Raw genomic sequence first — 20,563 nt, forward strand, 5'->3', positions numbered from 1 at the left:
AGAGGAACCATGCACGACGCATTCTCCGGACAGAGGAACGGCGGGCGCGGCATGGCGACGTCCGGCGCTCCCGGCACCCCGGCCGGCACCTCGGCCGGGGTGCCGGCCGGCACCGAGGCCGGCGCCTCGCGGCCGGTGCCTTTCTTCACCCAGGCACGGACCTTCGAAACCCTCTGGCCGGACATCAGGTCCCGCCTGGTCGAGGTCTTCGACGACGGCAAGTTCTCGCACGGCCGGCAGGTCGCCCGGTTCGAGGAAGCCCTCGCCCAGTGGACCGGCGCACGCTACGCCGTGGCGGTGAACAGCGGCACCGACGCCCTCGTGCTGCTGCTGCGCGCCTGCGGCCTGCGACCCGGCGACGAGGTCCTCGTCCCCGCGTTCACCTTCGTGGCCTCGGCCTCCGCCGTCGTGCTGGCCGGCGGCCGGCCGGTCTTCGCCGACATCGACCCCGTCACCTACACCCTCGATCCCAAGTCCGCGGCCGACGCGATCACCCCGCGCACCCGCGTGATCATGCCCGTCCACCTGTTCTGCCAGCTGGCCGACATGGACCCGCTGCTCGACCTGGCGCGCCGGCACGGACTGACGGTGGTGGAGGACAGCGCGGAGGCCATCGGCATGCGGTGGGACGGCGTGCACGCCGGGCTGCTCGGAGCCGGGGGAGTGCTCTCGTTCTTCCCCACCAAGACGCTCGGCGCCATCGGGGACGCCGGGGCCATCCTCACCGACGACCCCCACCTCGCGGAGACAGCAGGGGCGTTGCGTCACCACGGGCGCTACGGCCGTACGCTGGCCCACTTCCCCGGCATCAGCAACGAGACCACCGTCAACGGCGTCAACAGCAAGATGGACGACATCCAGGCGGCCGTCCTGCTCGCCAAGCTCACCCGCCTGCACGAGGACATCGCCCGCAGGTCCCTCCTCGCCGCCGCCTACACCGAACGGCTGGCCGGCACACCGGGCGTCCTGCGGCTGCCCACCGTGGTGCCCCGCACCGCACGGACCGACCCCGTCTTCTACGTCTACCTCGTCGAGGTCGAGCGGCGTGACGCACTGGCCGCCTACCTGGCCGGGCACGGCGTGGGCACCGAGACGTACTACCCGGTCCCGCTGCACCTCCAGGAGTGCTTCGCCCCGCTGGGCCACCGCCGGGGCGACTTCCCGCACGCCGAGACGGCCTGCGAGCGCACGATCGCCCTGCCGCTGTACCCCGACATGAGCCTCGACGACGTCGACACGGTGTGCGACCTCGTCCGCCGTTTCGCTACGGGGAGGGCGGCGTGACGATCGCCTTCTTCGCCCCGGACCTCTTCGAGGACGACCGGCAGGTGCTGCTGGACCTCGTCCACGCCGTCGGCACCGCGCCGGAGCAGCGGTTCCTCCTCGGTGAGCACACCGCCCGTTTCGAGGAAGCCCTGCGCACCTCGCTCGGCGCCGCCGACGTCGTGGCCTGCTCCAGCGGCACCTCCGCGCTGACCCTCGTCCTGCACGCCATACGCATCGGCCCCGGCGACGAGGTCGTCGTACCGGCCTACGGCTGCGCCCCGCTCGCCAACACCGTGGCAAACCTGGGGGCGACGCCGGTGTTCGCGGACATCGACCCGTGGACGATGGTGGCCGACCCCGACGAGGTGGAACAGGCGATCACCGAGCGGACCCGGGCCGTCATGCCGGCGCACATGTTCTCGGTGATGGCCGACATGCCCCGCATGCGCGAGATCGCCCGGCGGCACGGCGTACGCCTGGTCGAGGACTCGGCGGTCGCCCAGGGCGGCGTCCTCGACGGCCGCCCCGCCGGCACCTGGGGAGAGGCCGGGGTGTTCTCCTTCGTCCAGGTCAAGACCTTCGGAACAGCCGGCGAGGGCGGCGCCGTCGTCACCATGGACCCCGAACTCGGCCGTGCCGTCCGCTCGTTGCGCAACCACGGCCAGAGCGAGCGGTTCGTCTACCCGCGCACCGGCTACAACAGCCGCTTCGACGAGGTCCTCGCGGCCTTCCAGCTCCACCGCCTCCCCGGCCTCCCCGCCCGGCTGGAGCGCCGGGCCCGCATCGCCGACTACTACACCGAGCGCTTCACACCGCTGCGCGAGCGTGGCGTGCTGCCCCCGCCGCCCGGCCGTGACGGCCGCTGCTTCTACGTGTACTCGCTGCTCGCCGAGGAGCGGGACGACCTGAAGCGGTACCTGGCCGACCGGGGCATCCAGAGCCACGTCTACTACCCCCTGCCGCTGCCGCACCAGGCGGCCTTCGCCCGGTTCGCGCCCCCGGGCCGCAGCTGGCCGCACGCGGAGAGCGCCGCCCGGCGCCAACTGGCCCTCCCCGTCCACCCGCGCCTGACCGACGCCCAGGTGGAACACATCGCGGACACGGTCTGCGCCTACGCCGGCCGAGCGGCAGCCGCTGACCGAACCCACCCGAAGGAGCGGAGCAGATGACGACCCGCACCGAGGCCGGACCCTCCACGTCCGGAACGACCCGCCCCGAGAGCAAGCTGCGCAGCTACGCCCGACTGGGCAAACTCGACGTCTACGACTACTACCCGAGCGTCGCCGTGGCGCTGTCCGCGGTGCTGCTGCCCCTCTCCGAGCTGCCGACCGCGACGATCGCGACGCTCGCCCTGTTCCTCCTCGGCGCGGTCTTCGTGATCGTGGCGATGGTCGCCCTCGACGACGTGACCGGCTACCGCGACGGCAGCGACGCCGCCAACTACGGCCCGGACGACCCGTTGCGCAACAAACTCCGCAAGCCGCTCGTCGCGGGGACCCTGACCCTGCGCGAAGCACTCGGTTTCGGCTGGGCCACCGCCGCGGCCGGCGCCGTCCTGTGGGCCGCGGCCGTGGCGACCGCCCCGTACCGGCCCACCTGGACCGTGGTGCTCATCGTGGTGCTGTTCGTGGTGTCCGTGCAGTACTCCTACGGGCTGAAGATCAGCTACCACGGCTTCCAGGAGGTCTTCCTCGCGGGGCTGGGCGCGGCGCTCGTGATGGCGGCGTACGGGCTGGCAGCCGGCCAGTTCTCCGGGTTCGTGATGGTGCAGGGGGTGCTGTTCGGCTTCGGTCCGCTGCTGTTCGGCGTGTACTCCAACACCAACGACATCCCGGGGGACCGGGCCGTCGGGCGGCTCACCGTCGCCTGCCTGGTCTCGCCGAAGGGCAACGCCGTCTTCATCGGCGCCCTGTCCGCGGCCGAGTTCCTGATCGGCGCGGTCGCCTCCGCCGCCGGTATCGCCCCCTGGTGGTTCGTGCTGCTGATGCTGCCCGTCACCGCGCTGCGCCTACGGCAGTACCTCACCGGATTCCGCCAGGGGGACATCATGCGCGCCCGCAAGCTCGGGTTCCCGGCGCACCGGGTCAGCACGGTGCTGCTGATCACCGCGAACCTGATCGTCGGCGCCGGGGCCGCCGGATGAGCCCTGATCTCGACGTGGCCGTGGTCGGCGCGGGCATGGCCGGACTGACCACCGCCCACGAACTGCGGCGCGCGGGCCTGAAGGTGCGGGTCTTCGAGGAACAGGAGCACGTCGGCGGCCGGATGCACAGCTTCCGGCAGGACGGCTACATCATCGACGAGGGCGCCGAACAGATCTCGGACCAGGGCTACCGCGCGACCTGGGAACTGCTCGCCCGGCTGGGGGTGCCGGACCACGACGTGCCACGCATCGGCAGGTCCATCGGAGTGTGGCGCGCCGGACGGGCCCACCCCGGCGTGGCGGACCCCTCCGCGGTGCTCACCGGTGCCGGGCTCTCGCCCCGCGCCCGGTTCGACCTCGCCCGGCTCCTGGCCTGGGCGGGCACCCACCGCCGCGCGTTCGACGCCGACCACCCCGAACGGACCCCCGCACGGGCCCTGACGGTCCGGGAGTTCGCGCGGCGCTACCACCGGGACGTCCACGACTACCTGCTCCAGCCCGTCGCCGGCAGCTTCTTCGGCTGGGACACGGCACGCTCCACCGCGGCCCCGATGCTCAGCCTGCTGCTGTCGGTCGGACCGGCCGCCGGCTGGCGGACGTACCGCGACGGCATGGACCTGCTCGCCCGGCGGCTGGCCGAGGGACTCGACGTGGTCACCGGCACCCCCGTGCACGAGGTCGTCACCGAGGAAGGCTCCGTACGGCTGCGCGTCGGGGACGACACCCTCACGGCCCGCTCCGCGGTCCTCTGCGTACCCGCGCCGGTCGCGGCACGCCTGCACGCCAACGCCCCCGCCGACGAGCTTCCGTTCCTGACGGCCTGCACCTTCACCCCCACACTCAAGGTCAGCTGCCTGCTGGACCGGCCGCTCGCCCCCGCCTCCCGCAAGCCGCTCTACGTCCTGCTGACACCGGACGCGGAGGACGACGTACTCTCCGCGATCATCGTCGACCACGCCAAGCACCCCGGCCGCGCACCCGCCGGCAGGGGACTGCTGACCCTGATGGCCGACGCCCGCCGCATCCCCGAACTGCTGAACGCGCCGCAGGGGCAGACGGCCGACCGGCTCGTCAGGGCGGCCGCCCGGTACGTCCCCGGTCTGGAGACGGCCGCCGGGCGCCGCTTCGTGCACGCCTTCACCCACGGCCTGCCCGAGGCGACCCCCGACGCCCTGCGCCGACGCGCACGCTTCATGGCCCGCCCCGCACGGCCGGTCGAGTACGCCGGCGACTGGGTCATGCTGCGGCCGGCCAGCGAGGGAGCCGTGCGCTCGGGCGCCCTCGCGGCCTCACGGGTCATCAGCCGACTGCGACCGCCCAGGACGACCGGCCCGACGCGCCCGGCCGCCCGCACCGTCGAGGAGAACCTCTCGTGAAACCGCACGACATGGGCGTCCTGTTCGACGAATGCGCCGCACAACGCATGGGCACGCAGGTCCACTTGGACCGGCCCTTCACCATCGGCGCGGACGCCCGGACCCACTACACGCTCCCGCAACTCGCCGCGCTCGTACGGGACGCGGCCGGCTGGCTGACCGCAGCGGGGGCCGGCCCCGGAGACCGGGTGGCCATCGTCAAGGACAACCACTGGGACTACGACCTGCTGGCCTGCGCCACCGTGCGCGCCGGCGCCGTCCCCGCGCAACTGTCCGCCCACCTGTCCGGGGAGGTGCTGCGGACGCTCCTGGCCCGGCTCACCCCCGCCCTGCTGGTCACGACGGCCCAGGTGCTGGAACGCGGCCGGCGGGAGGGCGCCGACCTGGCCGCCGCCGCCCGCGCCACGCTCGTGCTGGACGGCGCCCTGCCCGGGACGCTCGGCATGGACGACGTCCGCGGACACACCGCCCCCGGACCCCACCGCAGACACGACGACGAACCCCTGGTCATCCACCACACCTCGGGCACCACCGGAGTGCCCAAACTGGTCGTGCACTCGACCCGCACGATCATCGGCAAGCTCGCCCGGTTCGAGAGCGTGCGGCTGCCGCGGATCGGACTGCGGCGCAGCGACACCCTCGTCAACGCGAGCGCGTTCGCCCACGGCCGCACGTTCTGCTGGACCGCCAGCGCCCTGTCCATGGGCCCCGCCGCGATCTCCATCATCACCACCCAGGACCCCAACCTCGCCGACCCCGTGCTGCGCGCCCACCCGCCGACCGTCCTGGAGGCCTTGCCCGCCTCGTTCGTCCGCTTCCAGCCCCTGACGGAAGGGCTGGACAACCCGTTCCGGCGCGTCCGCCTCGTCATCAGCACGTACGACGCCATGCATCCCCCCACCGTCCGCGCCTACCTCAGGGCGAGCCGGCACCGCAGCCCCGTGTGGCTGGAGGGATGGGGACAGACCGAGACGGGACCGCTGACCTTCCACTTCCACACCCGGCGCTCCGTCCACCGGACGTCCAGCGGGACCGGCACCCGGAACCTCGGACGCCCGGTGCCCGTGAAGACGCGGCTGCGGGTGGTCGACCCCGACACCCTCCGGCCCCTGCCGCGCGGACGGGCGGGCCTCGTCCTGGCCAGGACCGCCGCCTGCGCCCTGGGCTACGTCGGCGAGGAGGACCGCTGGTCGGCCAAGCGGCACGGCACCTGGTGGAACACCGGCGACATCGGCGTCCGCAACGGCGACGGCAGCATCGACCTGCTCGACCGCGAGGTGGACCGCACTCCGCAGCTCAGCTGCCTGCGCACCGAGGACCTCCTGGAGACCCGGCTGCCCCAGGCCCTGGAGTGCGTCGTCCTCGCCGAGCCCGGCCGGGACCCGCTGCCCGTCGTCGTCACCGCCGACGGCGCCCTGGACCGGGCCCGCTGGAAGGAAGCGGTACGGGATCTGCCGCCCCTGCGGGAGCCGGTCGCCCTCACCTGGGACCAGGTGCCGCGCACCGGCACCGGCAAGGTACGGCGCGGGGAGCTGCTGCACCGCCTCACCGGCCGCAGCGACACCTCCGGCTCCGGCCGGTGGACCTGAAGACGCGACAAGTGCCTGGGACGGCACAGGGGGAGACACATGCGCGAGAGCCTGGGCCGGGCCCCGGGATACGTCTTCGACAACGACAGCGAGCACAACGACGCACTGCACCGCTGTCTCACCGACGCCTACGACACGATGACCTTCGCCCGGCTCGCCGAGACCGGCGTCACGACCGGCTGGCGGTGCCTGGACATCGGCTCCGGGAGCGGGACGGTGGCGAGATGGCTCGCCGAACGCGTCGCACCCACCGGTGAGGTCACGGCGACCGACCTCAGGCCACACCTCGTCCAGGACGGCCCGTGCCTGACGGCCGTCGAGCACGACGTGGTGACCGATCCGCTCCCCGAGGCGGAATTCGACCTGGTCGTCGCCCGCCTCGTCCTCCAGCACCTGCCCGAACGGCTCGCCGTCCTCGACAAGCTCGTCCACGCCCTCAAACCCGGAGGATGGCTGCACATCGAGGAGTTCGACGCCTCCTACGAACCGCCCCTGCTCACCCCCGACGAGGAGTCCGCGCGGCTCTACACGGCCTTCCTCGACGCCAAGTGCGCCGTCATGCGCGCCGGCGGGGGAGACCCCCACTGGGCCCGGAAGGCGCCCGCCGCCATGCGGGCCGCGGGGCTCGTCGACATCGACCCCCGGCCCCGCATCGAACTGCGCACCCCGGGGTCACCGGGCCTGCGGATGCAGCTCAACCACACCTACCACCTGCGCGACGGACTCCTCGCCGCCGGCATGACCGAGACGCAACTCGCGGACGTCCGGGCGCTGATGCGGGACCCGTCGTTCTGCGCCGCGTCCAGTGTCATCTACTCGGTCCATGGCCGGCGCCCCCGGCCCGGCGAGCGGGGCGGCACCCGATGACGCTCTGCGCGCCGCACGCCGAGGCCCCGGCCACCACGCCGGTGGCCGCCCGGGTCGCCGCACACCTGCTCGACCTGGTGGACGACCCCGCCACCGCCACCGTCGGCCGGCACATCGACTGGCAGGGCCCGCTGCCGCTCCCCCTGGCCGACGAGCACGCCGTCCAGGCGGCCTGCGGCATCATGCACGTCCACGGCCGCGCGGCCGGACACCCGGCCCCGCTCGCCGTCGACTACGCCTCCACGGTCGCGGGCGTCCTCGCCGCCCAGGGAGTCTGCGCGGTCCTCCTCGCACGGGCCGCGGGCGCCGGCCTCAGTCAGGTGCGGACCTCGGTGAGCCAGGCCGCGCTGCTGGCACTCGCCCAGTACCTCGCGGCCGCGACCGCCGACGGCGACGACCCGCAGGACGGGCGTCCGGAGGAGGTCCTCCTGCCCGGGGGGTGCCCGTTCGTCTCCGCCGACGGCGTGCGCTTCGAACTCGAAGCCCTCGACGCCGAGCGGTGGCTGGGCTTCTGGCAGACGCTCGGCGCGGACCGGGCCGAGACCGGCCGCGGCTGGCGGTCGTTCCAGCAGCGGTTCGCCACCGCCACCTGCCCGCTGCCCCCCGGCCTGGCCGCCACCGCGCGCCGCGCCTCCTTCGCGGCCGTCCGCGCGGCGGCGGACCGCTCGGGAGCCGCCGTCCTGCCCGTACGGGACGATCCCCTCCCGCCGACGGCGACCCCACCGTGGACGCTCACGCCGTTCCCCGCACCGGGCGCCCCCACCGGCGGCCGGGCCCGCGCCGCAGACGCGCACCGCACGGCCGGGGCCCCGCTCGCGGGCCTCCGGGTCGTCGAGTCGGCCCGCCGCGTCCAGGGGCCCATGGCCGGTCACATCCTGCGGCTCCTGGGCGCCGACGTCGTACGGGTCGAACCGCCGGGCGGTGACCCGATGCGCGGCATCCCTCCCCTCGCGGGCACCTGCTCGGCCCGCTTCAGCGCCCTCAACGCCGGAAAGACCGTCCAAGAGGCCGACTTCACCACACCGGCGGGCAGGCGGGCGGTCCGCGCACTCGTGTCCGAGGCCGACGTCTTCCTGCACAACTGGGCCCCGGGCAAGGCGGCCCGGCTCGGACTGGACGCCGAGGACCTGCGTGCCGCCCGCCCCGGGCTGGTGTACGCGTGGGCGTCCGGCTGGGGCGACGCCCTGGGGCCGGCACCGCCGGTGGGGACCGACTACTTGGTCCAGGCGCACAGCGGCCTCGCCGCCGCCGTCCGGCCCGCTGACGAGCCACCCGCACCCTCCTTGATGACGCTCACCGACGTCCTCGGCGGGCTGGTCTGCGCGCAGGGCGTGCTGGCGGCGCTGGTGGCCCGGCTCCGCACCGGGCGGGGCTGCCGGGTGGACTCCTCCCTCTACTCCGCCGCCGCCCTCGTTCCCCGCGGGCGGCGGCGCGGAGCGACGGGCCGCCCGCTGCCGACCAGTGACGGTTACCTCTGGCCGGGGCCGCAGGCCCGCGAGCGGCCGCACCGCCTCGCCCGGGCACTCGGCCTCGGCGCCGGGGCGGACGCGGACGCGATCGCCTCCCGGGCCCGGACGCTGCCCACCGCGCTCTGGCTGCCCAGGCTGGCGGCAGCGGGCGTGCCCGCCACACCGGTGTGCACCGGCCTCGACGACCTGGCCCGCGACCCGGCGTTCGCACCGGCGCTGACCGTCGGGGAGTACGCCGCCCCCCTCGCACCCTGGGAGTTCTCATGAGGGCCCGATGGACATCGAACGCCGGCATCGAGATCCGCGACCTGGTGCCGGCCCGGCTGCGGCGCGCCTGGGTCACCCAGGGCCACTGCCCCGACCGCGACCTCTACACGCTCTTCTCCGCACACGTACGGCGTCACCCCGGCCGGACGGCCGTCATCGACCCGGCGGGCGCGCTGGACTACGCCACGCTCGACACCCGGGTACGGCACATCGCCGCCCGGCTCGCCGAACACGGCCTGGGCGAACGGGACATCATCGCCGTACGGGTGCCGAACGGGCGCGACGCGGTGGCCGCGGAACTCGCGGTCGCCGCCGTCGGCGCGGTCGCCCTGCCCTATCCACCGGGGCCCGGCAGCCGGGGCCCGGTGAGCCTGCTCGGCCGTGCCCGCGCCCGCGCGCTCATCGTCGACGAGCCCTCCGACGCGGTGCCGCAAGCCCATCTCCCGCACCTCGAAACGGTGTTCACCTTCGGGGAAGGCCGGGGAACCACGCAGTCACTCGCGGCACCCGCCCGGCGGCCCTTCGTCCCCCGCCCCGTCGACCCCGAGGCACCCGCCCGGATCCTCGTCTCCTCCGGTTCCGAGGCCGAACCCAAGATGGCCGCCTACTCCCACAACGCCATGGCCGGCGGCCGGGCCGCCTACGTACGCGCCCTGCACGACGGGCACGGCCCGATGCGCAACCTCGTCCTCGTCCCGCTGGCGTCCTCCTTCGGCTCCTGCGGCACGTCCGTCACGCTCGCCGCCCTCGGCGGCACGCTCCTGCTGCAGGAGTCCTTCGACCCGGCCGCGGCGCTCCGCATGATCGTCGAACACCGGCCCACGCACGTCTTCGGTGTGCCCACGATGCTCCACCGCATCGCCGAGCAACCGCCCGCACACCAGGAGGACTTCACCGGCCTGCGGGCCGTCGTCTCCAGCGGCGCGGCCCTCCCGGACGCCACCGCCGACGCCTGCCGCCGACGGTTCGGCCGCCCCGTCATCACCGTGTACGGATCATCCGACGGCGTCAACTGCCACACCGCCGCCACCGGGCTCCGCCCCGAGACGGGCACCGGCCTGCCCGACCCGGCCGTGGCGCGGATCCGCATCATCGACGACACCGGCGCCGCCGCGCCGACCGGACAGCCCGGGGAGATCTGCGCCAGAGGCCCGATGACACCGCTGTGCTACGTGGCCGACCCCGGCCTCGACGCCCGGTACCGCACCTCCACCGGCTGGGTCCGCACCGGCGACCGCGGGCTCCTCGACGCCCACGGCCGGCTCCACGTCCTGGGCCGCATCAAGCAGATCGTCGTACGCGGCGGCTACAACATCAGCCCGGCCGAGGTGGAACGCGAGATCGGCGCCCACACGGCCGTGGCGGAGGTGGCCTGCGTCGGCGTGCCCGACCCGGAACTGGGGGAGCGCCTGTGCGCATGCGTCCGCGAGACGCCGGGCGCCCGCCCACCGGACCTGCGCGAACTCACGCGGTTCCTGGAGTCCCAGCGCGGCCTCGAACGCCGCAAGCTCCCCGAACTCCTCCTGCACGTCAGGGAGATGCCGCTCGGCCCCAGCGGCAAGATCTGCCGCAGGACCCTGGCGCTCCTCGCCGCCCGTGAGACCTCCGGCCCGCGCTGACCGTCCACCACCCGAAGGGCCCGCCCCATGACGTGTCCCTCCGCACCGACACCCTGCCTTTCAGGGAGCGACATGAACAGCGTTGCCGTCATCGGACTCGGCTACACCGGTCTCCCGCTGGCCCGGGAGGCGTGCCGCGCCGGCCTGCGGGTCACGGGGATCGACGAGAACCCGTCCGTCACCACGGCCCTGAACGCGGGCCGCTCACACGTCCCCGATGTCACCGACGCCGACCTGGCCGCCATGCTGGACGCCGGTTTCCGGGCCTGCGCCGACGGGAGCCCCCTCGCGGAGGCCTCGGTGGCCGTGATCTGCGTCCCGACCCCCCTGGACGCCACGGGCGGCCCCGACCTCTCCCACGTGCGACGCGCCGCCTCAGCCATCGGGGACCGCCTCAAGCCCGGCACCCTCGTGATCCTGGAGTCCACGTCCTTCCCCGGCACCACGGACGACGTCGTCCGGACGATCGTGGAACAGGCCTCCGGGCTCAGCGCCGGCACGGACTTCGCCCTCGCCTTCTCACCGGAGCGCATCGACCCGGGCAACGGCACCTTCGGCGTGCGCAACACCCCGCGCGTCGTGGGCGGATACACCCCACGGTGCACGACGGCCGCGGCCGACTTCTTCCGGCGGCTGTGCGACCGGGTCGTGGAGGCGGGCTCCGCACGGGAGGCCGAACTGGCGAAACTCCTCGAGAACACCTACCGGAGTGTGAACATCGCCCTGGTCAACGAACTCGCCATCGCCGCCAGGGCGTGGGGAGTCGACGTGTGGGACGCCCTCGACTGCGCCCGCACGAAACCCTTCGGCTTCCAGGAGTTCCGGCCCGGACCGGGGGTCGGCGGACACTGCATTCCGGTCGACCCCGTCTACCTCTCGCACTGGGCGCGCGCCGCCGGCACCCCGCTGCGCCTGGTGGAACTCTCGCAGGAGGTCAACGCCGGGATGCCAGCACACGTCGTGCGGCGCGCCGAGCACCTGCTGCGGCAGCACGGCAGGGCCCTGCGGGATGCCCGGGTGCTGCTGATCGGCGTGACCTACAAACGCAACTGCGCGGACCTGCGGGTCACCCCGGCCGCCGCGATCGCCCGGCTCCTGCGGCAGCACGGCGCCCGAGTCGCCTACCACGACCCGCTCGTCGACGCCTGGGCGCCGGACGGCGAACCCGTGGACCGCGCCGCCGACGCACTGGCCGCCGCCGCGGACGCGGCCCTCACGATCCTGCTGCAGGACCACGACACCGTCCCCCTGGACCGACTGCCCGAGCACGCCCCCCTGCTGCTGGACACCCGGGGCCGGCTGCGGGGCACCGGCGCCCATCAGCTCTGACGTCCTGTCGCCCTGCGACGGCGAGGCCTACCAGTGCCGGACCGTCCGCCGGACGGCGCGGTCGGTCACCAGGCCGCTGGACGGCGCAGGCGGTCACCAGGCCGCGTCGTCCCACTGGTCCAGCAGGTCGTCGGCCGATGCTCCCTCGGCGCCGGCCGCCGGGCCGCGGACGGACTGTTCGGTCCAGATGACCTTGCCGCGGGCCAGGTAGCGCGTGCCCCACCGCCGGGCGAACCGCGCGACCAGGAACAGCCCCCGCCCCCCTTCGTCGGTGGTCGCCGCCCGACGCAGGTGCGGCGACGTGCTGCTGCCGTCGGCGACCTCGCAGATCAGACTGTTGCGGTCGTGCAGCACCCGAAGCCGTATCGGCTCGGTGCCGTAGCGGATGGCGTTCGTGACCAACTCGCTGATCACCAGCTCGGTGGTGAAACAGAGCTCTTCCAGCCCCCAGGCCTCCAGCCGGCGGGTGACATCCGCCCGGATCCCGGCGACGGCCGCCGGATCGCCCGGCACGTCCCATACGGCGACCTGGGAGGGGTCGAGCCTCCGCGTACGGGCGACGAGCAGGGCCACATCGTCGCCCTGGCGAGCCGGGAGCAGCGCGTCGATGACGTCCTGGCAGGTCTCCTCCGCCGTCCGGGCCGGTCTCGCCAGGACAGCCCGCAGCGCCTCCAGACCCGCGTCGATGCCCTGTTCCCGGTCCTCGACCAGGCCGTCGGTGTACAGGACCAGCCGAGACCCCTCGGGCAGCGTGAGTTCGGCCGTCTCGAAGGGCTCCCCGCCGCCCAGGCCCAGGGGCGGCGAGCCCGGTACGGGCAGGTACTCCACGGTGCCGTCGGGGTGCACCAGGGCCGGCTCCGGATGCCCGGACCGGGCCAGGGAGCACGCCCCGGAGGCCGGGTCGTAGATCGCGTAGAGACAGGTGGCGCCCGTGACGCCCTCGGTGTCCCGATCGGCGCTCTCCTCGCTGTCGATCCGCGTGACCAGTTCGTCCAGGCGCCCCAGGAGCTCGTCCGGGGGCAGGTCCAGGGCGGAGAAGTTGTGCACCGCCGTACGCAGCTGTCCCATGGTGGCCGCCGCGTGGAAGCCGTGGCCGACCACGTCCCCCACCACGAGAGCGACCCGGGCTCCGGGCAGCGGGATGACGTCGAACCAGTCGCCGCCGACTCCGTCCAGGGCGGGCAGATAGCGGTGCGCGACGTCCACGGCCGACTGGTCGGGCAGGGAGCGGGGCAGCAGGCTGCGCTGGAGCGTCTCGGCCAGGGCGTGCTCGCGGGTGTAGCGGCGGGCGTTGTCGATGGCCACGGCGGCCCGCGCGGCCAGTTCCTCGGCGAAGGCCAGGTCCTCCTCCTCGAAGGGAGCGCTCTGCGAGCGCCAGAAGCCTGCCATGCCCAGCACCATGCCCCGGGCCTGGAGCGGCACGGTGATCAGGGACTGGAAGCCGTGGTCCGGCGCCCGATGCCCGGGCCCGGGTCTTGGGGCTTGAGCGGCCGGACCGGCCTGCAGCACGGCGCGGCCCCGCTCGACGCCGACGGGCGCGGGCGTGGCGGGAACGAAGCGGACCAGCTCTCCTACGGGCCACGGGGAGGGGGCGCTCTCGACACAATTGACATTTTTGAGGCCGCTGGCTTTCTGGACCCCGTCGGCACTCTGGACACCGTGAACGGCCACGCGGCGCATCTCGGGGCCGGGACCGTCAGGCTCCTCACCCCGCAGGACCGGATCCAGCAGATCGACGGTGGCGGCGTCGGCGAACCGGGGGACCGCCACCTCGGCCAGTTCCTGAGCGGTACGCGCCACATCCAGCGTGGTACCGATCCGCACCCCTGCCTCGTACAGCAGCCACAGCCGCTCCCGGGCCACCTCGGCCCGGCCCGCCAGTGCCCGCAGCTCTGTCGTGTCACGCAGCGTGACCACGCTGCCGGCGGGTCGGTCGTCGGGGTCGACCGGCCGCATGTTGACCGCCAGCAGCCGGTCGCCGGCCAGGTGCACCTCGTCGGTGGCCACCCGGTTCGAGAGCAGCAGCCGGACGGTGCCCGCGGCCAGGCCCAGATCGGTGACGCGGTGCTCCTCGGCATCCGCGGGCAGCCCCAGCAACCGCCGGGCCTCGTCGTTGGCCAGCAGGAGCCGTCCGTCACCCGCGATGATCAGCACCCCTTCCCGCACCGCGTGCAGCACCGCGTCGTGATGCTCGTACATGCGGGTCATCTCGGACGGGTCGAGGCCGTGGGTCTGGCGCCGCAACCGCCGGGAGACCAGCGCCGTCCCACCCGCCGAGACCGCCAGCGCGCCGGCGGCGAAGCCGAGCAGATGCGGCAGCCGGCCCCACACCACGTCGTTCACGCTGTCGACGGTGATGCCGACCGACACAAAGCCCACCAGGGTTGTCCCGTCGGTGTCGTGGACGGGGACCGTGGAGTCCACGGAGAGGCCCAGGCTGCCCTCGAAGCTCTGGGTGAAAGGGCGGTCCGCCGCCGCGCCCTCGCGCAGGGCGAAGACGTGCTTGCCGATCAGCCCGGGGTCGGGGTGGGTCCACCGGAAGCCGTTCGGATCGAACGCGACGACGTAGTCGACCCCCGACTCCTTGCGGGCCTCCTCCGCGCGGGGCTGCATCACCGCACTCGGGTCGTCGCCCTTCATGGCCTCCAGCGTCCCCGGGGCGTGCGCGAAGGTCTGGGCGACGCCGAACGTCAGCTGCCGGGCCTCCTGCGTGCTCGCGCTGCGCGCCTGCAGTACCAGGGCCACGCCCGCGGCCGCGGCGAACAGCACCATGATCCCCAGCTGCAGCAGGAACACCTGGCCCGCGACGCTGCGCACCCTCGGCAGGGAGGCCGGACGCGGCCCCGGCGAACGGCCACCGGACTCCCGCCGCGCCTCGTGCCCACCGGCCGGTCGCGCGGCACGCGCGGAGCGCGCCCCCCGACCGTCGAACGGATCGGATCGAGAGACCGAGAATCGGCCGAACGTCCTGGCCATAGCCCTCTCCTGTCATCCAGCGCCGTGCCGCCCCATGGAACTCAGGCCCGTGCCCACGCCCGCCAGCGCTTGGTCACGGAGTCCTGGTTCTCGAGCCACCACTCCACGTCCAGGTCGAAGCCGGACCGCAGGTGCCCGGGGGTGCTCGGCAGGTTCGCGGCGGTGGACTCGGACAGATGGGCGTACGCCGCGGGTACGACGGGGCCGTTCGGATAGCTGCGGGCGAAGTGGGCCTGCACCTCGGGCCGCAGGGCGAAGTCGATGAAGCGGTAGGCGGCGCCGGGGTTCGCGGCCCCCTTGAGGATTCCGTAACCGTTGCTCTGCCTGCGGGCACCATTCCACTCGTACGCGAGCCGCGAGCCACGGCCGGCCGGGTCCTGGAGGCGGCCGAGCCAGGCGCTGGAGGCCACGACCTGCTCACGGCCCAGCAGCTCGGCAGGCTCGGCGCCGTTGTCCCAGAGCGTGTGCACCGAGCCCTTGATCTCGTCGAGGGCCTTGAAGGCACGGTCCACGTCGAGGGGGTACAGCTCGTCGATCGGCACACCGTCGGCCAGCAGCGCGAACTCCAGCTCCGGCCAGTCCAGCTCGCTCTGCAGCGCCCGCCGGCCGGGGAAAGCCCCGACGTCCCAGAAGTGCGCCCACGACTCGGGCTGCCTCCCGCCGAAGGCATCGGTGCGGTAGGCCAGAACACTGGCCCAGTAGGCCTTGCCCACCCCGTGGGAGAGGAGCAGCGACTTGGCGATGCCGGCCTTCCGGGCGTTCCCCAGCCGGTCGTAGTCGAGCTCCTCGGTGACGCCCTTCTGCTGGAAGAGCACCAAGAGGGACATGTTGGTGTCCGCGACATCGCACGGCGTACGGCCCGCCTCGATCTCGGCGAGCAGCTGCTCGTGCAGGAGGTTCACCACTCTGACCGGGATGCCGGTCTCCTGGGTGAACGGATCGTAGAGGGCCTTTCGGTTCGCCTCGCCGTAGGAGCCGCCGATGTCACGTACGACGAGGACGTCGGTGCTCCGCCTCCCTGCGACGCTCCGGCCGGCACGCGACCCGCAGGCGGTGAGCGGAGCTGCGGCGAAGCCTGCCGCGGCGCCGCCGACCCCGCTCAGAAACGCCCTGCGGCCGATCCCCCCGCCCGTCACCGTCTGCCTCCGTCGCGTCCGGGGGCAGCGGCGGTCGACACCTTGATATAGCGGGGGAGAGAAACGGTGGCGGCCATTCGAGGGATCTTTCTTCGCGGAACCTTCGTATGTGTGTAGCAGGAAAAGTGGATTCTTCACAGACGTGGCGTCGAAGAAGATTTCCGCGCGATGCGATTTACGGGATTCCGGGATCCGCGTCGTTTGTCGACGATCTTGCGTAGTCGAGGTCGTCCGCTGGCCCGCTTGTATTCGAGGAATTCGTCGATGCCGACGGTATCGCCTTCGCGGCCGAGGCCGGATTGACGGTGGGTGGAAAGACGGGCCGGGCACTGGGGGAGGGGGCGCCCGGCCCGTCAGCTCAGCAGCCCGTCGGCTCGCGACGGTCAGGTGAGGGGTTCGACGGGGAGGGTGCCGCCGTTGCGGTGGCCGCCGAGTTTGCGGACGGCGGCGACGAGGGCGAGGGCGAGGATGGCGAGCGCGATGAGGACGGCGCTGACGGCGGTGACGGTGGGGTCGACGTCGAACTGGAGGGCGTTGAAGACGAGGACCGGCAGGGTGCGGGTGTCGGGGGTGGACAGGAACTGGGCGATGAAGAATTCGTCGAAGCTGGTGATGAAGGAGAACACGGCGGCGGCGATGAGGCCGGGTGTGGCCAGGGGGAAGGTGACGCGGCGGGCGATGGTGATGCGGCTGGCGCCCATGCTGGCGGCGGCGTCTTCGAGGCGTTCGTCGATGCCCTTGAGGGTGGAGATCATGATGAGGATCGCGATGGGTGCGGCGAGCACGGTGTGGCCCAGGGCGATGGCCAGGGGGCTGCCGAGCATGCCGGCGGGTTCGAAGAACAGGAACAGCCCGAGCGCGATGACGACTTGGGGGATGAGCATGGGGGCGAGGACCAGTCCGTAGACGGCCGCGTGCAGGGGCAGTCGGCCGCGGGCCAGGGCGGTCGCCGCCGTCACGCCCAGGATCAGGGAGAACACCGTGGTCAGGGCCGCGATGAGGCTGGACAGGGCGATGGAGGTGGCCCAGTTGCCGCCGGGTGCGGCCATCTGCTGGTACCAGCGGGTGCTGTACTCCTTGGGCGGGAAGGTGCCGATGCCGTCGGCGCCGAAGGACGTGACCAGGATGATCACGATGGGCATCGCGAGGAAGAGCAGGATGGCGGTGGCGCTGAGGGCGCGGCTGATGTGTCCGGCCCGGGTGGGGGGCAGTTCCATCATGAGCTGCCTCCTCGTGCTGCCGTCTTCTTGCGGCGGAGTTTGGCCAGGCCGAGGATGCCCAGGCCGGCGAAGGTGAGCAGGAGCAGGATGACGCCGAAGGCGGCGGCGGAGTTCCACTGGTCCTGCTTCATCACCTGCTGGTCGATGAGTGCGGCGACGACGGTTTGTTTGTCGCCGCCCATGAGGGCGGGGGTGATGTAGTAGCCCAGGCAGAGGATGAAGCTGAGCAGGCCTGCGGTGCCCACGCCTGGTGCCACCAGGGGGAGGTAGATCCGGCGGAAGATGGTCAGCCGGCTTGCGCCGAAGCCTGCTGCTGCGGCGAGCAGCCGTCGGTCGACGCCTCGCATCACGCCTTGGAGGACGAGGACGGTGTAGGGGAGCATCACGGAGGTGGTGCCGATGACGACACCGACCTCGTTGTAGAGCAGCGAATACGGCGCGCCCGGCGCGTGCAGCGAGGTGGCCAGCGTGTTGATCAGGCCGTGTTCGCCGAGCATGATGATCCAGCCGTAGGTGCGTACCAGGGCACTGATGAAGTGCGGCACCACGACGATCAGCATGGCGAGTGCGGCGAAGACGGGCCGCATGCGGGCGATGGCGTGGGCCAGGACGAAGCCGACCAGCAGGCTGAGTACGGCCGTCTCGGCGGAGATGCGCAGGGTGGACATCAGCACGGACAGGTTCGCGCCGCTGAGGGCGTCGGTGTACCAGTGCAGGGTGAACCCGCCGGTGTCGCCCTTCAGGCTCAGCGAGAGCACCCCGACGATCGGATACACGAACAGGACCAGGAGGAACACCGTGACGGGGACGGCGTTGACCAGCGCGATGCGGGAGCGGTGCCCGCGCTTCGCGGACGTTTTCCTCACGGGCACCTTGGCAGGTGCGAGAGCGGTGCCGGCCACGCTCACCCCCCGTCCACGACGTCGCTGAAGACGCTGACGTCGTCGCGGTCGGCGGTCACACAGACGCGTTCGCCTGGCTGTGGCGGGGTGGCGGCGGTTTCGATCCGCAGCGGGGGCGTGCCGGGGGCGGCTCCGTCCAGGCGCACGGTGACGCGGGTCAGCGAACCGCAGTACACAGCCGTCTCGACCGTGCCGCTGCAACAGCTCTCCTCGGCGCTGACCAGGCGGAGCTTGCTCGGCCGGACGGCGGCACGGACCCGCTGCCCCGGCGCGTATGGGTGGGCACGGGCCTTGAGGACACCGCCGGTATCCAGACGGACCCGAGTCGACCCGTCCCCGCCCGGTTCTTCGACTTTGCCGGTGAGGAAGTTGGCGGCGCCCAGGAAGTCGGCCACGAACGGAGAGGAGGGCCGCTCGAAGAGACCCCGAGGTGTGTCGAACTGCTCGATGCGGCCGTCCTTCATGATGGCGATCCGGTCCGACATGACCAGCGCCTCTTCCTGGTCGTGCGTCACATAGACGACGGTCAGGCCGAGTTCGCGCTGGATGGACTTGATCTCGGTCTGCATCTGGTCGCGCAGCTTCTTGTCCAGCGCGCCCAGCGGTTCGTCCATCAGCACGATCGGCGGCCGGTAGACCAGCACCCGGCACAGCGCGACACGCTGCTGCTGACCGCCGGACAGTTCGCGGGGCTTGCGGCCGGCGAACTTCGACAGGCCCGCCGCCTCCAGCGTCTCCCCAACCCTGCGCCGGATCTCCGTCTTCGACACCCCGCGCAGTTGCAGGGGGAAGGCGACGTTCTCGCTGACGGTCATGTGCGGGAAGAGCAGGTACTGCTGGAAGACGAAACCGAAGTCGCGCTTGCCGGGGTTGAGGCGGGTGATGTCGCGGCCGTCCACGGCGATGGTGCCGGAGTCGGGCTCGGTGAACCCGGCCAGCATCATCAACGTCGTGGTCTTGCCCGAGCCGGAGGAGCCGAGGAAGGTGACGAACTCACCCGCCGCGATCTCCATGTCCACACCGTCGACCACCGTCGTCCCGCTGTAGGACTTCCGCAGCCCACTCACCGACAGCGACTTCCCCGTCCGTGAGGACGACCGGGGCGCCACAGCAGCGGCGAGATCGTCAGCCGAAAGCCGTCCGCCGGTCAGGCTCGTGGCGGGCTCAGGCATCGGCCCACTCCTGCCAGCGCTTGGTGACGGCGTCACGGTTCTTGTCCCACCACGCCACATCCGCGTCGAACCCGGTCTTGAGGTTCTCGGGGGAAGTGGGCAGCGTGGCCAGGACGTCCTCCGAGAGCAGCTTGGTGGCCGCAGGGACGACGGGGCCGCCCGGGTAGAGCTTGGCGAACGCCGCCTGGACCTCGGGGCGCAGCGAGAAGTCGATCAGCTTGTAAGCGGCGTCCGTGTTGTCCGCACCCTTGGGGATGCCCCAGCCGTTGGTGAGCCGTCGCGCCCCGTTCCACTGGTACGCGACCGGCATGCCCTGCTTGATCAGCTCGTCGGCGCGGCCGGCCCACAGGCTGGTCGCCACGACCTCTTTACGGCCGAGCAGGACCGCCGGCAGGGCGCCGGTGTTCCAGAACTTCTTCACGTCACCGCGGATCCGGGACATCGAAGCGAACGCCCGGTCCACATCCAGCGGATACAGCTTGTCCAGCGGAACCCCGTCGGCCAGCAGGGCGAACTCCAGCTCCGGCAGGTCCACTTCCGCGCTCTGCAGCGATCGCGGACCGGCGAAGGAATGCGTGTTCCAGAAGTCGGCCCAGTTCTTCGGGCCGCGCTTCAGACTGTCCGTGCGGTAGGCCATCACGCTGGCCCACACGTTCTTGCCGACCGCGCGCTCGGGCAGGTTGTGCTCCGCGATCCCGGCGCCCTTGACGCTCTTCAGACGGTCGTGGTCCATGGGCTCCAGACAGTCCAGGCGGGTCATCTTCTGGAAGACGAGCAGCGAGTTGTCCATGAGGTCGACCTGCGGACGGCCCTGCTGCACCTGGGCGATGACCTGCGCCGACTGGTAGTTGACCGTGGTGACCGCGATACCGGTCTCCTTGGCGAACGGCTCATAGATCGCCTTCGTCAGCGCGTCGTTGTAGGCGCCACCGCTGTTGCTGACGACCAGTCGCTTCTTACCGCCACGGCCCGACGAGCTGCTGCCGGTCGCGGTGCCGCAGCCGGCGACTGCGGCGGCAGCGGCGACTGCGCCCGCAGTACGGAAGAGGGTTCTGCGTCCTATCCGGTTGCCTTCCATGGCAGAGCCTCCTGGAGTTCGCTGGGGAGAAGGGGGGAGGGGTGGCTCGGGGCAGACGCCGCGGGTCAGATGCCGAGCATGGTGTTGAGGTCGTCCAGGGACTTCACCGTGACGTAGTCGTAGCCGTGGGTGACCGGGTCGTAGCCGCGGTCCA

At 72.6% G+C, this 20,563-nt stretch carries 15 protein-coding genes; 9 read left to right on the top strand and 6 right to left on the bottom strand.

Features of this window, described 5'->3' with window-relative positions; translation table 11 throughout:
- Window positions 1-9: 9 nt before the first annotated feature.
- From ABZ386_RS09450 to ABZ386_RS09490, 9 genes are all read left to right on the top strand, one after another.
- Entirely contained in the window at window positions 10-1,284 is a 1,275-nt protein-coding gene (locus tag ABZ386_RS09450; RefSeq protein ID WP_358964426.1) for a DegT/DnrJ/EryC1/StrS family aminotransferase, read from the top strand.
- Window positions 1,281-2,435, top strand: coding sequence for a DegT/DnrJ/EryC1/StrS family aminotransferase (locus tag ABZ386_RS09455; protein WP_358964428.1), 1,155 nt, complete (start codon window positions 1,281-1,283; stop codon window positions 2,433-2,435). The genes ABZ386_RS09450 and ABZ386_RS09455 overlap by 4 nt, the downstream gene beginning before the upstream one ends.
- Window positions 2,432-3,409 (top strand): UbiA family prenyltransferase, encoded by a 978-nt coding sequence (locus ABZ386_RS09460; RefSeq protein WP_351344439.1) that lies wholly within the window; start codon window positions 2,432-2,434, stop codon window positions 3,407-3,409. The genes ABZ386_RS09455 and ABZ386_RS09460 overlap by 4 nt, the downstream gene beginning before the upstream one ends.
- Window positions 3,406-4,785: an NAD(P)/FAD-dependent oxidoreductase gene (locus ABZ386_RS09465; protein ID WP_358964430.1), complete on the top strand. Its 1,380-nt coding sequence runs from the start codon at window positions 3,406-3,408 to the stop codon at window positions 4,783-4,785. Before ABZ386_RS09460 ends, ABZ386_RS09465 begins: the two co-directional genes overlap by 4 nt.
- On the top strand, window positions 4,782-6,374 hold the full coding sequence (locus ABZ386_RS09470; protein WP_358964432.1) for an AMP-binding protein: 1,593 nt from the start codon (window positions 4,782-4,784) through the stop codon (window positions 6,372-6,374). The genes ABZ386_RS09465 and ABZ386_RS09470 overlap by 4 nt, the downstream gene beginning before the upstream one ends.
- A 39-nt stretch (window positions 6,375-6,413) precedes the next feature.
- On the top strand, window positions 6,414-7,241 hold the full coding sequence (locus tag ABZ386_RS09475) for a methyltransferase domain-containing protein (protein WP_351344448.1): 828 nt from the start codon (window positions 6,414-6,416) through the stop codon (window positions 7,239-7,241).
- Window positions 7,238-8,977: a CoA transferase gene (locus tag ABZ386_RS09480; RefSeq protein ID WP_358964434.1), complete on the top strand. Its 1,740-nt coding sequence runs from the start codon at window positions 7,238-7,240 to the stop codon at window positions 8,975-8,977. Before ABZ386_RS09475 ends, ABZ386_RS09480 begins: the two co-directional genes overlap by 4 nt.
- The gene (locus ABZ386_RS09485; protein ID WP_355724380.1) at window positions 8,974-10,596 is read left to right on the top strand and encodes a class I adenylate-forming enzyme family protein; all 1,623 of its coding nucleotides are present in this window, start codon (window positions 8,974-8,976) and stop codon (window positions 10,594-10,596) included. Before ABZ386_RS09480 ends, ABZ386_RS09485 begins: the two co-directional genes overlap by 4 nt.
- A gap of 72 nt (window positions 10,597-10,668) precedes the next feature.
- Window positions 10,669-11,925, top strand: coding sequence for a nucleotide sugar dehydrogenase (locus ABZ386_RS09490; RefSeq protein WP_351344457.1), 1,257 nt, complete (start codon window positions 10,669-10,671; stop codon window positions 11,923-11,925).
- A 93-nt stretch (window positions 11,926-12,018) separates the two neighbouring features.
- On the opposite strand, the gene ABZ386_RS09495 is transcribed toward ABZ386_RS09490, so the two are convergent.
- The 6 genes from ABZ386_RS09495 to ABZ386_RS09520 all read right to left on the bottom strand — a co-directional run bounded on the left by ABZ386_RS09495 (window position 12,019) and on the right by ABZ386_RS09520 (window position 20,409).
- Window positions 12,019-14,697: a SpoIIE family protein phosphatase gene (locus ABZ386_RS09495; RefSeq protein ID WP_358964456.1), complete on the bottom strand. Its 2,679-nt coding sequence runs from the start codon at window positions 14,695-14,697 to the stop codon at window positions 12,019-12,021.
- A 245-nt stretch (window positions 14,698-14,942) separates the two neighbouring features.
- On the bottom strand, window positions 14,943-16,037 hold the full coding sequence (locus ABZ386_RS09500) for an ABC transporter substrate-binding protein (protein ID WP_358964436.1): 1,095 nt from the start codon (window positions 16,035-16,037) through the stop codon (window positions 14,943-14,945).
- A 383-nt stretch (window positions 16,038-16,420) separates the two neighbouring features.
- Complete coding sequence (locus ABZ386_RS09505) at window positions 16,421-17,257, bottom strand: ABC transporter permease (protein WP_358964438.1); 837 nt, start codon at window positions 17,255-17,257, stop codon at window positions 16,421-16,423.
- Complete coding sequence (locus tag ABZ386_RS09510; protein ID WP_356504724.1) at window positions 17,254-18,123, bottom strand: ABC transporter permease; 870 nt, start codon at window positions 18,121-18,123, stop codon at window positions 17,254-17,256. The genes ABZ386_RS09505 and ABZ386_RS09510 overlap by 4 nt, the downstream gene beginning before the upstream one ends.
- A 38-nt stretch (window positions 18,124-18,161) precedes the next feature.
- Window positions 18,162-19,331: an ABC transporter ATP-binding protein gene (locus ABZ386_RS09515; RefSeq protein ID WP_358964440.1), complete on the bottom strand. Its 1,170-nt coding sequence runs from the start codon at window positions 19,329-19,331 to the stop codon at window positions 18,162-18,164.
- The gene (locus tag ABZ386_RS09520; RefSeq protein WP_356504727.1) at window positions 19,324-20,409 is read right to left on the bottom strand and encodes a polyamine ABC transporter substrate-binding protein; all 1,086 of its coding nucleotides are present in this window, start codon (window positions 20,407-20,409) and stop codon (window positions 19,324-19,326) included. The genes ABZ386_RS09515 and ABZ386_RS09520 overlap by 8 nt, the downstream gene beginning before the upstream one ends.
- Window positions 20,410-20,563 lie beyond the last annotated feature (154 nt).

Source organism: Streptomyces sp. NPDC006140 (assembly GCF_040628815.1).
Taxonomy (GTDB): Bacteria; Actinomycetota; Actinomycetes; order Streptomycetales; family Streptomycetaceae; genus Streptomyces.